The 15,197-nt window shown below is 60.8% G+C and carries 11 protein-coding genes; all 11 read right to left on the bottom strand.

The window, feature by feature from the left end:
* Positions 1-171: 171 nt before the first annotated feature.
* The 11 genes from J3Q04_RS22125 to exaC all read right to left on the bottom strand — a co-directional run bounded on the left by J3Q04_RS22125 (position 172) and on the right by exaC (position 15,165).
* Positions 172-492, bottom strand: a complete 321-nt coding sequence (locus J3Q04_RS22125) for a contact-dependent growth inhibition system immunity protein (RefSeq protein ID WP_434609361.1) — start codon at positions 490-492, stop codon at positions 172-174.
* On the bottom strand, positions 489-5,270 hold the full coding sequence (locus J3Q04_RS22120) for an RNase A-like domain-containing protein (RefSeq protein ID WP_434609363.1): 4,782 nt from the start codon (positions 5,268-5,270) through the stop codon (positions 489-491). The genes J3Q04_RS22125 and J3Q04_RS22120 overlap by 4 nt, the downstream gene beginning before the upstream one ends.
* Positions 5,271-5,733: 463 nt before the next feature.
* The gene (locus J3Q04_RS22115) at positions 5,734-6,465 is read right to left on the bottom strand and encodes a LexA family transcriptional regulator (RefSeq protein WP_420767356.1); all 732 of its coding nucleotides are present in this window, start codon (positions 6,463-6,465) and stop codon (positions 5,734-5,736) included.
* A gap of 193 nt (positions 6,466-6,658) precedes the next feature.
* On the bottom strand, positions 6,659-7,186 hold the full coding sequence (gene ppa / locus J3Q04_RS22110; RefSeq protein WP_003205933.1) for an inorganic diphosphatase: 528 nt from the start codon (positions 7,184-7,186) through the stop codon (positions 6,659-6,661).
* Positions 7,187-7,307: 121 nt separating this feature from the next.
* Entirely contained in the window at positions 7,308-8,120 is an 813-nt protein-coding gene (locus tag J3Q04_RS22105) for a zinc-dependent peptidase (RefSeq protein ID WP_420767355.1), read from the bottom strand.
* 7 nt (positions 8,121-8,127) lie between these two features.
* Positions 8,128-8,784, bottom strand: coding sequence for a DedA family protein (locus J3Q04_RS22100; RefSeq protein WP_434562106.1), 657 nt, complete (start codon positions 8,782-8,784; stop codon positions 8,128-8,130).
* A gap of 388 nt (positions 8,785-9,172) precedes the next feature.
* Entirely contained in the window at positions 9,173-9,634 is a 462-nt protein-coding gene (locus J3Q04_RS22095) for a GNAT family N-acetyltransferase (RefSeq protein WP_420767353.1), read from the bottom strand.
* A gap of 106 nt (positions 9,635-9,740) precedes the next feature.
* Positions 9,741-10,565 (bottom strand): ethanolamine ammonia-lyase subunit EutC, encoded by an 825-nt coding sequence (gene eutC / locus J3Q04_RS22090; protein ID WP_434562108.1) that lies wholly within the window; start codon positions 10,563-10,565, stop codon positions 9,741-9,743.
* An 11-nt stretch (positions 10,566-10,576) separates the two neighbouring features.
* Positions 10,577-11,971: an ethanolamine ammonia-lyase subunit EutB gene (locus J3Q04_RS22085; RefSeq protein WP_434609367.1), complete on the bottom strand. Its 1,395-nt coding sequence runs from the start codon at positions 11,969-11,971 to the stop codon at positions 10,577-10,579.
* A 57-nt stretch (positions 11,972-12,028) separates the two neighbouring features.
* On the bottom strand, positions 12,029-13,477 hold the full coding sequence (eat, locus tag J3Q04_RS22080; protein ID WP_434609370.1) for an ethanolamine permease: 1,449 nt from the start codon (positions 13,475-13,477) through the stop codon (positions 12,029-12,031).
* 167 nt (positions 13,478-13,644) lie between these two features.
* Positions 13,645-15,165, bottom strand: coding sequence for an acetaldehyde dehydrogenase ExaC (gene exaC / locus J3Q04_RS22075; RefSeq protein WP_434562114.1), 1,521 nt, complete (start codon positions 15,163-15,165; stop codon positions 13,645-13,647).
* Positions 15,166-15,197 lie beyond the last annotated feature (32 nt).

Genomic DNA, 15,197 nt, shown 5'->3' with positions numbered 1-15,197 from the left:
CGTCTTGGGTTGGTCTCTTTAAAATTGAGCGGGAGCGCTGGGATTGGGTTCCGTTTTTTTGATTATCGACTCAGTGGCGGGGGTGGAACACGACACCAGCATCCATGTGAATCCCATGTGGGAGCGAGCCTGCTCGCGAAGGCGGTGTGTCAGTCGAGAGCAACTCAACTTTCATTTGGGACGGCCAAGCTGACTGATTGTAATGTCTAATCTGTTAGCAATATGAAGCAGCCATTGTTCGCCGGTTTGCCATTCGTTCCAGTAACAGTAATAACAGCTAAGTTCCTTCAAGAGATAATCTCTTAAGTCCTGCTCACTTCTCTGTTCGTTAAGCAATGAGTCGATTTCCTGCTGGACGAGTCTCAGGATGCCGATATTAGATTCAACTAAAAAGGAACTAATGACTTCTTCTGAGCTTCCATGCTCGATCATCCAGTCTTGATGAAAGTAGGCGCCAAAAAAATCATGCAGTTCGACAAGTTTTGTTTTCATGCTTCAGGGAATCCTGTCAGTAAAAAATAGCCCTCTGGTTTCCTAGGGTCTTTTTTCAGTACAAACAAAGCCTTATACGCTGGTATATGATCATCGCGGTCGCGCAGTAAGCTGACACCAACCGGCTCGGCATAAGTATGTGTGATTTTTGTTTTCGTCTTTGGGCTATTTAAAAAGTCTTCAATGTTCTGTTTATTGGCGGCTATCCCCCTGGCTGCGGACGACTCGGCAGTCGCTCTATCAGGGAATGTGGAAGCCGCAGGGATATTAGGCTCTGCTTCCATCCTTTGGGCTAGCTGTGCATCTGTTCTGCCTACGTGCTTTGCAATCAAATGCCCACCGCGAGCCTCATGCGCAGCCAAACCTCCCCCGGGCACTATTTCGCTGTACGGCCCATCGGCCTCAATATCTCCAGGGCAACATGACAACCCCAACGGATCCACCCACCCCGTCGGGTTCAGGGTGTACCGATACCCATTGAGCCCACCCGCCAGCTTGCTCGGGTCCAGCGTCAGATACCGCCCCGTCTCCGGATTGTAGTACCGGTGCCGGTTGTAATGCAGGCCGCTTTCCCGGTCGTGGTATTGCCCCTGAAAGCGCAGCGGTTGTTCCAGGCGCTTGCCGTCGCCGTGGCGCAGTTCGGTGAGTTTGCCGTAGCCGTTGTAGCGCGCGGCCCAGACGACTTCGCCTTGGTGGCTGGTCAGTTCCTGAGGGGTGCCGAGGTGGTCGAGGTGGTAGTAGAACGGCGTGGCTTTTTCCGGGCCTGCGCCTTCCAGCAGGGCCAGGGGGCGGAAGGTGCCGGGCTCATAGACGTAGCTCTGGTAGTGACGGTCGCTGCTTTCAGCGATGACCTGGTCGCCCTGCCAGATGAATTCCGTGGTGAGGCCGTCCACGGTCTTTTCGATGCGTCGGCCGAAGGCGTCGTAGCGGTAGGAGGTTTCGCTTCCGTCGGGGGTGGTGACGCCGATGAGCCGATGTTGGCTGTCGTAGCGGTATTGCGTGACGAGGCACTGGGCATGGCCGCGGCGTTCGCGGACCAGGTTGCCGTAGGCGTCGTAGTCATAGTGACGATCACCCTCCATCAGCAGGCGGTTGCCCTTGAGGGTGGTCGGGCCGGGACGGTCGTTGAACAACACATTGCCGGCCGGGTCGTGGGAAAAGTGTTCCGGGGGTTGGCTGTGGGCGTAGTCGATGCGCACCAGGCGATCCAGCGCGTCGTAGTGGTAGCCGCGTCGGTTTCGCGTGTCGGAAAGCGCGGCGAGGTTGCCGTTGGCGCTGTAGGAATAGTCACGCCAGAACAGTTGTTTTTGCTGGCTTTGCCACACGGTCTGGGCCTTGAGGCGACCCTGTTCGTCGTAGCTGTAGTCGCTGAGCAACTGGCCCTGCTGGCGCTGGCGTTCGCGGCCGCCCTTGAAGCGGTGTTCGGTCAGGCACGTGCCGTTGAGGTCGATGGCGATCAGCGCCCCGCCTCGCAGGTGGCGGTAATCCAGGGTGCTGCGATCGGGCAGGCGGCAATGTACCAACCGGCCGACATCGTCGTAGCGATAATGCAGGCTCGCCCAACCCTGGTGTTCGGCGACGAGGCGGTCCTGGTTGTCGTATTCGTAGGCCAGCGGCCAATGGCCGTCTTCAACGCTGATCAGTCGCCCGAGGGCGTCGTAGCCGTACTCGACCGTGGCACCGTCGGGCAAGGTCTTGCGCAGCAGGCGGCCGGCGGTGTCGCGTTGGTAGGCGGTGATCCGCTGGCTGCCGTCGGCGCCGAACTCGGTCTTTTCCAGCAGGTGGCCGTTGAGGTCGTAGGCATAGCCGGTGCGCTGGCCGTCGAAGCCGGTTTCCTGTCGGATCAGTCCGTTGGGCGTGTAGTCCAGCTGATACTTTTCGCCGGATTCGTTCTCGATTTCGGTCAGCAACAGCCGCGCCGAGTCGTAGCGGTACTTCAGTTCGCTGCCGTCGGGGTTGAGGCGGCGGCTGACCAGGTGCAGATCGTCGGCGTATTCGTAGCGGGTGATGCGCCCCAGTTCGTCCCGCTTCGCGGTGACCTTGCCGTAGGCGTTGTAGCTCCATGCACGGGTCGCGCCGGTGGGCAGGGTGGTCTGTAGCAAGCGGCCCACGGCGTCCCATTGGTAATGGGTGACGGCGCCGCTTTCGTCTTGACGGGTCAGCAGGCGGCCCAGGGCGTCGTAGGAAAAAACTCGCTGGCCGTCGTCCGGCAGGATTTCTTCCGTCAGTTGGCCCAACGGGTTTCGCACAAAATGATGGGCACCGCCGTCCGGGTAGCTGATGGTGTTCAGTTGCCCCTGGTCGTCGTAGTGATACCAGGTGCTTTGGCGAGCCGGGTCGACGACTTCGATGATGTCGCCCTGGGCATTGCGCCAGTAGGTCCACACGGCCTTGCCGCGAGTCCGGGCGTGCAGGAAACCGTTTCGGTATTCGTAGGACGTGGGCTCGCCTTCCGGCGGAATCAGCGCCACCAGCCGTCCGACTTCGTCGTAGCGGTATTCGGTGACGGCGCCCAGCGGGTCTTGCTCGGCGATCAGCCGGCCCTGTTCGTCATAAGCCTTGAGGTGTTCGCCGCCGGCGGGATCGACCTGGCGCACCAGCCGCGCGCGGTCGTCGTGGACATACACGTCCTGGCTGCCATCGATATGCCGGACCGTGACGCTGCCGTCGTCGCCCCACGTGTAGCGGCTGTCCATCTGCGCGAACGAAGCCCAATGCCGGACACAGCGCGCCGCCGGGCCGAGGCCTTGCCACTCCCAGTAGAAACTCGCGCCCCCGGCCAGTTGCCGCTGGAGGATGACGTGCTGGTCGTCGTAGTCGTAGCGCTCGCTCTCGCCGGCGGCGTTGGTCGCTTCGATGAGGCGCAAACGCGCATCGTAGCGGTAGGTCACCAGGGTCTGTTCAGTGCGCCAGGCTTCGTCAAGGGTCAGCGCCGGGTGGAAGCTCTGATAGTCGATGGCGACCAGGTGCCGATGTTCGTAGCGCAAACGCAAACAGCGGCCGGCACCGTTGTCCAGACGGCTGATGTCGCCGTAGATGTTGCGTTGGACGGTCAGGCGGTTGTCGTACCGATCGCTCAGGGCGATCAGATGACCGTCGCGAAAATGTAGGAAAGGAGCGTCTTCGCCGGGCTGGGCGACGATCAATTCGTCCGGCTCGCGGCTCAGGTAAATCGCCGCGCGGGCCAGGCTGTTGTGGATGGCTGGGCGTTGCAGGCTGGGCCGGGGAAACGTGGTGCGGCGGTTTTCCTGGTCGACCCAGGTCACCTGCTCGCCGTCGATCAACAGGCGATGGGCCAGGGCATGGGTCCATCCGCGGCCGAGGCCGATGTCCAGGTCGGCGGCGCTGGTGCGGTAGAGGCGGGTGAAGACGAAGGGCAAGCGTCCGTCGAGGGTGCCGTCATCGAGGGTGAGCAGCTCTTCGCCGGTGACCATGGACACCGGGCAACCGTCGGTGCGGGTCTGGGCGGCGCTGTCGGCGGGGTCGCCGTTGGGGTTTTTCGATTGGGCGGGGGCGTCGTCGTGGGGCTCGTACTTGTTTAGCTGAGTGGAAGGCTGGGATTTTTCCCGCACGATCGCGGCAGGATTGCTGACCGACAGAGGTGGGGAGTCTCCCGTGGTGATTTGCAAGGGTCTGACAGGCGCCGGCCCCACTGAAGGTCCTCGCCCCGCAATCACGACCGGCTTGAGCACATCGGCATGAGCGTTAAGGCTGTCGCCACCGAGTTGGCCCAGGCGTTGGCTCGAGGCCTGCAACCATGCGCGGGCTCGTTCCGAGCGAACCAAGCGCAGCGCCTTGCCGCTCAGGCGCAGGCCTATGCCTAAGCCGCCGGTAACGATTATCAGGATGAAGTTGATCAAGACCTCGGCGCGCATCTCCCCCATGACTTCGGCCATGTACTGCGGCGGTAGCATCCGCAGCCAACTGGTGAACGCCGCCGTGTAGACGAAGAGCAAGGGCTCATCGCTCAGGATCATCAGCGCTTTGGCGATCGCCTCTGACGAAGTTTCCAGCAGTTGCTCAAGCTCGGCCTCGGTGAGGTATTCCAGGAGCTTTTCACTGTTGGCCTTAAGGTCCGCCAGCAGATCGAAGATCTGTTTGATGTCGTCCCACAGTTCAAACAGGCCTTTTTCAAAGCCGCGTAACTGAGACTGCTCCAACAGGTCGACGCGCTTGAAAAAACGGCTGTCGGAGAATTCCTTCCACTGTGGTTGAAACTCGTTCCACTCGGCTTTCAGCCAACCTTCGAGCTCGGCGATCGTTGTTTGATAAGAGGCATACAGCGCCCTGACGTGATCGCTCGTGACATTCGGAAAAAAGCTGATGCGGTAACGCTGGCCGCGGTCGCATTCAGGGATTTCCAGGATGCCGCTGGGGCCGATGACGTATGGGATTGGATCGCCAAACGTTTCTTTCCCCAGCGCGTCCCGAATGATGGGCTCGAGCACCACCGGTGTGTCGCCGATTGGCACGAAACGTGATGCCTGGAACATATGCACAAGGGTCAATGGACCTTGTGCCGGACAGCTCGCCACCACGGCACTGACTTGCTTGCCGCCGTCCTTCGTAGGCGCGAGCGAGACCTCATTGCCGACCTTGAACACCTGCTCGATGTCCAGCGTCTGGCCGTTCCAGAACTTTTGCGCCCAGGTGTCGTAGTCGCCCAGGCAATTGCGAAAATCCTGTAGCACCGCCTCGACATTGGGCTTGTTCATGACGGCCAGGACCAGCGAACCAATGGCGCCGCTTAGAGACGGGGTCTTGTCAGGGAAACGCATTCAGACATCTCGCAACGCAGGAAGGCGCGAGACTTTGCCGGGGATGGCTGGAGAAATAAGTCAGGAAAGGAGATAGGGTCTGTAGGGCAAATCTTTAATTGGTTCCGGATAGGCAAGAACCCGCTGGACCCCTTGGAATTCAGACAATAAAAAGCCGGCTTATGGCCGGCTTCTCGTTGACTGATTCAGTTCGTTTTTGACAAACCTTACCAGCCTTCAAAACGTACATCCGGCTCTTGCGGCCGGCTGTGGGACTTGGTCAGAAAGTGATCTGCCTTGTCGGTGCGAGGCGTGGGCTCGCAAATGTGGGGCGGAGGATACGTGGGTTTGCTTTGGAATCCCAGTGGTAAGTGGTGTGGAATCATTGGGTTAGGGGTGAATCAGGGGGAACAGCGGGGGCTGCTGCGCAGCCCAGCGGGAGCAAGCTCCCTCGCCACGAAAAGCGATCCCTGCCGTTGGGAAGTCAATCGGACACCGGCGGTCTCTGTTTGTTGAGGGTTGACCACCAGAACACCCAGCCGATCACGTGGATGTGTTGTGCGTCGATCTGTTCGGCGCTGAAGACTTCGTCGGGGTAGGCGGCGCTGTTGTGGCTGCGCAGCCGAAGTCGGTTACCGGGGATGCGGTGCAGGTATTTGATGCGCAGCATGCCGTCGTGTTCGAGGGCGTAGATTTGGCCGTCGACGATTTGGGTCAGACCCCGGTCGATGGCGAGGGTGGAGCCGTCTTCGATGCGTTCGGCCATGCTGTCACCGACCATGGTGGTGCAGATGGCGTCGCTGGGGTCGATTTCCAGGGATTCTAGGTGGGTGCGGGGCAGGCGGATGGATTGATCGGGGATTTCGGTGATGTAAGTTTTGGTTTCGCCGGGGGCAATCGGGACTTCCTTGTAGAACGGCAGTTCGATGTCCGTGGTTTCCGCCACGCTGTAGACGCCGTCGTTTTCGGCGGCTTCATAGGTGGTGCCGGGGCCGAGGCCCAGTGGGGTTTGCGGGCCTTCGCCGGTGGCGAGCCATTGCGGGCTGACGGTGAGCAGGCCGGCGATGCTGTAGATGCGTCCCGGTGGGATGCCACGGTTGAACCAGTTATTTACATGCTGCGATTTTACGCCGTACAACTTCGCGAAGTCGGCGGATCGGATGTTGGCTTCTTTGAGAAGGGCTCTGAAGCGGTCGCCACTGGAATGTATTTTCATAAACGGAAAGTTTAGGGGCGACTGTGCTTTCGGCAATAAACATGTCGTGTGAATTTATAAGATGATCTTTCCGTTTGCAGGAACCAAAACTAGCGGGATAAACGCAGGTAAACGCTGGTAATACGAAGTTGTATTAGCCAGGGTCCAAGCATAAAAAAACCCCGGTTAACCGGGGTTCTTTTTAAGTTCGGTCTCAGCCTTTGTAGGCGGCAACCGACTTGGTGATCGCTTCGCGGGCGGCGTCTGCGCCGGCCCAGCCTTCGATCTTGACCCACTTGCCTTTTTCGAGGTCTTTGTAGTTCGCGAAGAAGTGCTCGATCTGCTGGATCAGCAGTGGTGGCAGGTCGGTGTATTCCTTCACATCGACGTACAGTTGCGACAGTTTGTCGTGGGGTACTGCGATGACTTTGGCATCGCCGCCGCCGTCGTCGGTCATGTTCAGAATGCCGACTGGACGGGCGCGGATGACCGAGCCTGGAGCCACTGGGTAAGGGGTTACGACCAGCACGTCGAGGGGGTCGCCGTCGTCGGCCAGGGTATTGGGGATGTAACCGTAGTTGGCCGGGTAGAACATCGGGGTGGCCATGAAACGGTCAACGAACAGGCAATCGCTGTCTTTGTCGATTTCGTATTTGATCGGGGCGTGGTTGGCCGGGATTTCGATCGCGACGTAGATGTCGTTCGGCAGGTCTTTGCCAGCCGGAATCTTGCTGTAGCTCATTGGGCGGTGCCCCCGTTAGTTGACCAGATGACTGGTCGGATTGACCAAAAAGTGGCGGCGATTATAGGCATATTCGGCCGCTGTTGCCACGCTACCAGGGTCTTGGGCTTTGCCCTAGACCTTAGTATGACGCCTGATAGACCGGATCTTCGGCCTGAAGTTGCCGCAGCCGGGCCAACGGATCCTGGCGGTAAAACGCCTTGAGCTGTTCATACACCCGAGGATAGGCCTGGTGCAGCAGATCCGGGGCGCTGAAGAAGTATTCGCTGGTGACGGCGAAGAACTCGGCGGGGTTTTCGGCGGCATAGGGATCGATGGCGGTTTCTGCGTCGGGGTTGTGGTCGAGCTGGCGGTCCAGATCATCGAATGCATGTTGCATGGCGTCGGCCCAGTCGCTGACGCGCATGTCGGCGTGGAGCGGTGGCAGGCCGTTGGCGTCGCCGTTGAGCATGTCGAGTTTGTGCGCCAGTTCGTGGATCACCAGGTTGTAACCGTCCCAGCCGCCGCTGGCCATCACGCCGTCCCAGGCCAGGATGATCGGGCCTTGGGGCCAGGCTTCGCCGCTGTGTTCGCCGTCCCATTCGTGCTCGATGCCGCTGGCGTCGCGGTAGCGTTGGGGGCTGAGGAAGTCGTCGGGGTAGAGGACGATTTCGTGGAAGCCCTGGTACCAGTTCAGGTCGCCGAGGTGCATCAGTGGCAATTGGGCCTGGGCGGCGAGCAGCAGGCGTTGTTCCTGGTGCAGTTCGACGCCGGGCAGGGCGGTGAGGTGTTTGTCGTGCAGGAACAGTACGCAGGCTTCACGCAGCCATTGGTCTTCTTCGGCGCTGATGCCGTCGAGGAAGCTCAATTGCTGGCGCACCCGTTGCCAGGTGTCCTCGGCCACGGGGTGTTTGGCGAGGGCGCGTCGGCGGCGCCAGTTGCTCAAGGACCACATGGAGCGATCAGCGCGTTTCGGCTTTTGAGCCGCGCTGGCTCATTTTGCTGCGCACCAGGCCAATGATCATCGGCAGCAGCGACAGCAGGATGATGCCCACCACCAGCAGCGACAGGTTTTGCTTGATGAAGGGCACGTTGCCGAAGAAGTAGCCGAGGGTCACCAGGCCGCCAACCCATAGGATGGTGCCAAGGACGCTGAAGCCGAAGAAACGCAGGTAATTCATCTTGCCCACGCCGGCGACGAAGGGCGCGAAGGTGCGGATGATCGGCAGGAAGCGCGCCAGGGTCACGGTTTTGCCGCCGTGTTTATCGTAGAAATCGTGGGTCTGCTGCAGGTAGTCGCGGCGGAAGATTTTCGAGTTGGGGTTGCTGAACAGTTTTTCGCCAGCGGTACGGCCGATGAGGTAGTTGGTGCTGTCGCCGAGGATGGCCGCGAGCATCAACAGGCCCCCCAGCAGTACCGGGTCCATGGCGCCACCGGCGGCTACGGCGCCGGCGATGAACAACAGGGAGTCGCCCGGCAGGAACGGCATGACCACCAGGCCGGTTTCACAGAAGATCACCAGGAACAGGATGGCGTAGATCCACGTCCCGTAGTTGGTCACCAGCATGTCGAGGTAGACGTCGAGATGCAGGATGAGGTCGAGGGGGTTGAAATCCATGCGTAACACCTTGGTGGCGGCCCGACTCGGCGGGGCTGGTGGGTCTGGCTTTGAGTATGGGCTACAGAGTGTGTAGCTTTTTCTTACAAGCAGGGAAGAGCGGCATTATACGGTGGGGATTGTGAAGCGCGTGTTGAGTTTGTAGCGGGGGATTTCCAAGGGGACTGGCTGGATGAGGCGTGGCTCGGACCGATTTTGTGGCGAGGGAGCTTGCTCCCGCTGGACCGCGTAGCGGTCCCAAAGCAGGCAGCTCGGTCGGCCTGATGTACCGCGTGCTCAGGTTTTGGGGCTGCTGCGCAGCCCAGCGGGAGCAAGCTCCCTCGCCACGAGGGTTTCACTCAGTCACAAGGTTTCACCTGGCCACAGAGGCTTCATCTAGCCGCAGGGGTCAAAGCCCTTCACTGATCGGCAGCACGTAGTTCTTGAACTCGGAGTCTTCCTTGAAGCCGATCGACTCGTAGGTTTTCTGCGCGACGTCGTTGTTGCTGCTGGTGGAGACGCGCATGCGGACGGCGTTGGTTTCCTTGGCCATTTTTTTTGCGGTGCGGATCAGGTTGTCGGCGACGAGTTGGCGGCGGGCGTCTTCGGCGACGTAGATGTCGTTGAGGATCCACACGCGCTTGAGCGACAGCGACGAGAAGCTGGGGTAGAGCTGGCAGAAGCCGAGCAACTTGCTGTCGTCGTCATCCGGCAGGGCCAGGTAGATCACCGACTCCTTGCGGCGCAGGCGTTTTTCCAGGAAGGCCCGGGACGAGTCCGGAAAAGGCAGCGAGCCGTAGAACTCCCGGTATTTGACGAACAATGGGGTCAGCAGGTCCAGGTGTTCCAGCGTCGCTTGGATAATCCGCATGGTAGGTCTCGTCTGCAAAGGTCGACATCAAGTCTGACAACAACGGCGGACTGCCGTGCCCAGATGCTGCCTGAAAGCGGATCAAAAGCGCAATTGCATGACAGGTTCAGCTTGGGGGCGGCGCCAGTAGGAAATTACCTTTCATATCGGCACCGTTTTCCGCCTCTAAAGTATTTACTTGGGCTTCGTCCTTCAGATTGACCCCCGAGAGCTGTCGGCGACAGGCCTCGCGCATCAGATAGATCAGGCGATGGGCCGCCATGCCATAGCTCAGGCCTTCGAGGCGCACATTGGAGATGCAGTTGCGATACGCATCGGTCAGGCCGACCTTGGGGGCGTAGGTAAAATACAGCCCCAGGCTGTCGGGGGAGCTGAGGCCGGGGCGTTCACCGATCAGGATCACCGACATTTTTGCGCCGAGCCGCTGCGCCACTTCATCGGCCACCGCGACGCGGCCCTGTTCCACCAAAACGATGGGCGACACAGACCAGCCTTCGGCGGCAATCTGTTCTTCCAGGCGCGCCAGGAACGGCAGCGTATGGCGATGTACCGCCAGCGCTGACAGCCCGTCAGCCACCACAATGACCAAGTCCACACCGCCGGGATGGGCGGCGGCGTAGTCCTGAAGGATTTGCGCGGAGGCGTCGTCGAGCCGTCGACCCAGATCCGGGCGTTGTAGATAGCTATTGCGGTCGCTGGCTGCGCTGTGGAGCAACAGGCTTTCACGGCCACGCTCAGTCAGTTGTGCGCGGATGCCCTGGTGATCGAACGCCAGGTGCACAGCATCGCGGGCCTGGGCGTGGGCGAATTGGAAGTCCAGTTGCGCCGAGGTGGGTAGGCTGGTGCCGGTGCGGCCCAGGGCGATGCGCGCCGGGGTGAGGTTGCGCAGGTTCAGCCAAGGGTTTTGCGAATCGACGGGGTTTTTATCCATGGGCAGGTCTCTTATCCCAAATGCGCGAGGGCGTGACGAAACGCCGGTGGCAGGTTGTCGCCGAACCGCACCCGGCCATCGGCCTGAGTGAAGATGCCCATGTTCGCCAGCCAGGTTTCGAATTCCGGCGCGGGCTTGAGGCCCAGGGTCTGGCGGGCATAGAGGGCGTCGTGGAACGAGGTGGTCTGGTAGTTGAGCATGATGTCGTCGGAGCCGGGGATGCCCATGATGAAGTTGATCCCGGCCACGCCCAGCAGGGTCAGCAGGGTGTCCATGTCGTCCTGGTCGGCTTCGGCGTGGTTGGTGTAGCAGATGTCGCAGCCCATCGGCACGCCGAGCAACTTGCCGCAGAAGTGGTCTTCGAGGCCGGCGCGGATGATTTGTTTACCGTTGTAGAGGTATTCCGGACCGATGAAGCCTACAACCGTGTTCACCAGGAACGGGTTGAAATGTCGCGCCACGGCGTAGGCCCGCGTCTCGCAGGTCTGTTGATCGACGCCGTGGTGGGCATTGGCCGACAGCGCGCTGCCTTGGCCGGTTTCGAAATACATCAGGTTGTTGCCCAAGGTGCCGCGATTCAGGCTGAGCCCTGCGTCGTAGCCTTCCTTCAAAATGTTCAGGCTGATGCCGAAACTGGCGTTGGCCGCTTCGGTGCCGGCGATGGACTGGAACACCAGGTCCAGGGGCACGCCCCGGTTCGCCGCTTCGATGGAGGTGGTGACGTGGGTCAGCACGCAACCTTGGGTGGGGATGTCGTAGCGCTGGATGATGGCGTCGAGCATTTCCAGCATGGCGCAGATCGAGGCGGTGCTGTCAGTGGCCGGGTTGATACCGATCATGGCGTCGCCGTTGCCGAAGAGCAGGCCGTCGAGGATGCTCGCGGCGATGCCGGCGGGTTCGTCGGTGGGGTGGTTGGGTTGCAGGCGCGTGGACAATCGCCCGCGCAGGCCGAGGGTGCCGCGAAACTTGGTCACCACGCGGATTTTCTGCGCCACCAGCACCAGGTCTTGCACGCGCATGATTTTCGACACGGCGGCGACCATTTCCGGCGTCAGGCCAGGAGCCAGTGCCCGCAGGCTCTGTTCGTCGGCGGCTTCGCTGAGCAGCCAATCGCGAAAACCGCCGACCGTGAGGTGGCTGACGACGGCAAAAGCTTGTTTGTCGTGAGTGTCGACGATCAAACGGGTGACTTCGTCGGCCTCGTAAGGAATCAGCATTTCTTGCAGGAAATGGCTGAGGGGCAAGTCAGCCAGGGCCATTTGCGCGGCCACGCGCTCGCCATCGTTGAGCGCGGCGATCTCGGCCAGGAAGTCCCCGGAACGCGCCGGGCTGGCCTTGGCCATCAGGTCTTTGAGGCTGTCGAAGCGGTAGGTCTGGGCGCCGACCGTGTGTGCAAAACTGGCCATACAGGTTCTCCGTGACGGCGCCGCTGGGCGGCGCCGTGTTTTTCGGCACGTTACGGCTTAGTGCAAGGCTTCTTCGGCTTTTTGAATGGCCGCGAATTCCTCTTCGGGCGTGCCTGCGACCAAGTGATGCCGACTGTAGAAAGCAAAATAAGCAATTAACACTCCATAGATGATCGCGGCGCCGATCACCACCCGAGGATCGACCAGGAAGCCCGCCACCACGGCGATACACGCCAGCACCAGCGCCACGCCCGAGGTGAAGATGCCGCCCGGCGTGCGGTATGGCCGGTCCATTTTGGGGCGACGGATGCGCAGGGTGATGTGCGCGGCCATCATCAGCACGTAGGAAATGGTCGCGCCGAACACCGCCACCAGAATCAGCAGGTCGCCCTGGCCGGTCAAGGACAGGCCGAAACCGATGATGCCGGGGATGACCAACGCCAGGACCGGCGCTTTGCTTTTATTGGTTTCCGAGAGTTTGCGCGGCAGGTAGCCGGCGCGGGACAGCGCGAAGATCTGCCGCGAGTAGGCGTAGATGATCGAGAAGAAACTGGCGATCAAACCGGCCAGGCCGACCAGGTTGACGAAGTTGCCCATCCAGGTCGAGCCGCCGTAGGCCTTGGCCAGGGCTTCCACCAGTGGGTTGCCCGACGCCATCAACGCGTTGGAGCCCGCGCCGCCCGGGCCGATCACCAGAATCAGCAGGGCAAAGGCCACCAGCACCAGCATCGCGCCGATCAGGCCGCGCGGCAGGTCGCGCTTGGGGTTCTTGGTTTCTTCAGCGGCCAGCGGCACGCCTTCCACGGCGAGGAAAAACCAGATCGCATAAGGGATGGCCGCCCAGACGCCGACGTAGCCGAACGGCAGGAACGAACTGGCCCCAGCGGCCTCGGTGACCGGAATGTCCAGCAGGTTGGCGACGTTGAAGTGCGGCACCATCGCCACCAGGAAAACCCCCAGTGCCAGGGCGGCGACGGCGGTGATGATGAACATCAGCTTGAGGGCTTCCCCGACGCCGAAAATGTGGATGGCAATGAAGATGATGTAGAACGCCAGGTAGATCATCCAGCCGCCAATGCCGAACAGCGACTGGCAATAGGCGCCGATGAACACGGCAATCGCCGCCGGGGCAATGGCGTATTCGATCAGGATCGCGGTTCCCGTGAGGAATCCGCCCCAAGGCCCGAATGCGCTGCGGGCAAAACCGTAGCCGCCGCCGGCGGTGGGGATCATCGAAGACAGCTCGGCGAGGGAAAAACACATGCACAGGTACATCGCGGCCATCAGCAGCGTGGCGAGGAACATCCCACCCCAGCCGCCCTGGGCCAGGCCGAAGTTCCAGCCAGCGTAGTCGCCGGAAATGACATAGGCCACGCCCAGGCCTACCAGCAGGACCCAGCCCGCCGCGCCTTTCTTCAGTTCACGTTGTTGGAAATATTCGGAGCCGACTTTTTCGAAATCGACCGAGGACGTTGCCGGTTGCGGGGTTGCATGATCGCTTGGCATAAGGGTTCACCTGTTTTTATTTTTTTTGGCCCTGTTGGAGCGGGGCTGCTCTTGGAACCGGTGTGTTGCATACAGCATGGATGCAAGCTGGACCGCCGCCTTCGCGAGCCTGCTCGCGAAGGCAATCTAAAGGGCGAAGCAGGGTTGCCTGCCTCGCCCTTTTTTACTTAGAAGAACCCCAACGGATTGATGTCGTAGCTCACCAGCAGATTCTTGGTCTGCTGGTAGTGGTCGAGCATCATCTTGTGCGTCTCGCGCCCGACGCCGGACTTCTTGTAGCCACCGAACGCGGCGTGGGCCGGGTACAGGTGGTAGCAGTTGGTCCAGACGCGACCGGCCTTGATCGCCCGGCCCATGCGGTAGGCGCGGTTGATGTCGCGGGTCCAGAGGCCCGCGCCGAGGCCGAACTCGGTGTCGTTGGCGATGGCCAGGGCTTCGGCTTCGTCCTTGAAGGTGGTGATGCTCACCACCGGGCCGAAGATTTCTTCCTGGAAGACGCGCATCTTGTTGGTGCCCTTGAGCAGGGTCGGCTGGATGTAATAACCGCTGGAAAGGTTGCCTTCGAGTTTCTCCACCTGGCCGCCGGTCAACAGTTGCGCGCCTTCGCCCTTGGCAATTTCCAAGTACGAAAGAATCTTGTCGAATTGCTGCTCGGATGCCTGGGCGCCGACCATGGTGTCGGTGTCCAGCGGGTCGCCGCGCTTGATCTGCTCGATTTTCTTCATCACCACTTGCATGAATTCGTCGTAGATCGACTCCTGCACCAAGGCGCGGGATGGGCAGGTGCAGACTTCGCCCTGGTTGAAGAACGCCAGCACCAGGCCTTCGGCGGCTTTTTCGATGAAGCTTGGCTCGGCCTGCATGATGTCTTCGAAGAAGATATTCGGCGACTTGCCGCCCAGTTCCACGGTGGACGGGATGATGTTCTCGGCGGCGCATTTCATGATGTGCGAGCCCACCGGGGTGGAACCGGTGAAGGCGATTTTGGCGATGCGCTTGCTGGTGGCGAGGGCTTCACCGGCTTCCTTGCCGAAACCTTGCACCACGTTCAGCACGCCCGGTGGCAGCAGGTCGCCGATCAGTTCCATCAGCACGCAGATGCCCAGCGGGGTTTGCTCGGCCGGCTTGAGTACCACACAGTTGCCGGCGGCCAGAGCCGGGGCGAGTTTCCAGGCGGCCATCAGCAGCGGGAAGTTCCACGGGATGATCTGCCCGACCACGCCCAATGGTTCATGGATGTGATAGGCCACGGTGTTGCCGTCGATCTCGGCGGCGCTGCCTTCCTGGGCTCGCAGGCAACCGGCGAAGTAGCGGAAGTGGTCGGCTGCCAATGGGATGTCGGCGTTGAGGGTTTCACGCACGGCCTTGCCGTTGTCCCAGGATTCGGTGATCGCCAGGGTTTCGAGGTTCGCTTCGATGCGGTCGGCGATTTTCAGCAGGATCAGCGAACGGGCCTGGACCGACGTAGCGCCCCAGGCATCAGCGGCGGCGTGGGCGGCATCCAGGGCTTTGTCGATGTCTTCGGCCGTGGAGCGCGGGAATTCGGCAATGGGCTGGCCATTGACCGGCGAAGTATTGGTGAAGTACTGACCTTTGACAGGCGCGACGAACTCGCCGCCGATGTAGTTACCGTATTTGGCCTTGAACGAAACGATAGCGCCTTCAGTACCGGGGTGAGCGTAACGCATGATGAGTTCTCCTTGGCTTTTGTGCTTATTAG

This window comes from Pseudomonas sp. D4-21, assembly GCF_051132125.1.
In the GTDB taxonomy this organism is placed as follows: domain Bacteria; phylum Pseudomonadota; class Gammaproteobacteria; order Pseudomonadales; family Pseudomonadaceae; genus Aquipseudomonas.
This window is presented reverse-complemented; position numbering and strand designations above follow the sequence as displayed.

Bases quoted from the DNA above. Each gene is read 5' to 3' on its own strand.
- J3Q04_RS22085 (WP_434609367.1), bottom strand. From the start codon at position 11,971: ATGGCCAGTTTTGCACACACGGTCGGCGCCCAGACCTACCGCTTCGAC.
- eat (WP_434609370.1), bottom strand. From the start codon at position 13,477: ATGCCAAGCGATCATGCAACCCCGCAACCGGCAACGTCCTCGGTCGAT.
- J3Q04_RS22095 (WP_420767353.1), bottom strand. From the start codon at position 9,634: ATGCGGATTATCCAAGCGACGCTGGAACACCTGGACCTGCTGACCCCA.
- J3Q04_RS22120 (WP_434609363.1), bottom strand. From the start codon at position 5,270: ATGCGTTTCCCTGACAAGACCCCGTCTCTAAGCGGCGCCATTGGTTCG.
- J3Q04_RS22125 (WP_434609361.1), bottom strand. From the start codon at position 492: ATGAAAACAAAACTTGTCGAACTGCATGATTTTTTTGGCGCCTACTTT.
- J3Q04_RS22115 (WP_420767356.1), bottom strand. From the start codon at position 6,465: ATGAAAATACATTCCAGTGGCGACCGCTTCAGAGCCCTTCTCAAAGAA.
- exaC (WP_434562114.1), bottom strand. From the start codon at position 15,165: ATGCGTTACGCTCACCCCGGTACTGAAGGCGCTATCGTTTCGTTCAAG.
- J3Q04_RS22105 (WP_420767355.1), bottom strand. From the start codon at position 8,120: ATGTGGTCCTTGAGCAACTGGCGCCGCCGACGCGCCCTCGCCAAACAC.
- eutC (WP_434562108.1), bottom strand. From the start codon at position 10,565: ATGGATAAAAACCCCGTCGATTCGCAAAACCCTTGGCTGAACCTGCGC.
- J3Q04_RS22100 (WP_434562106.1), bottom strand. From the start codon at position 8,784: ATGGATTTCAACCCCCTCGACCTCATCCTGCATCTCGACGTCTACCTC.
- ppa (WP_003205933.1), bottom strand. From the start codon at position 7,186: ATGAGCTACAGCAAGATTCCGGCTGGCAAAGACCTGCCGAACGACATC.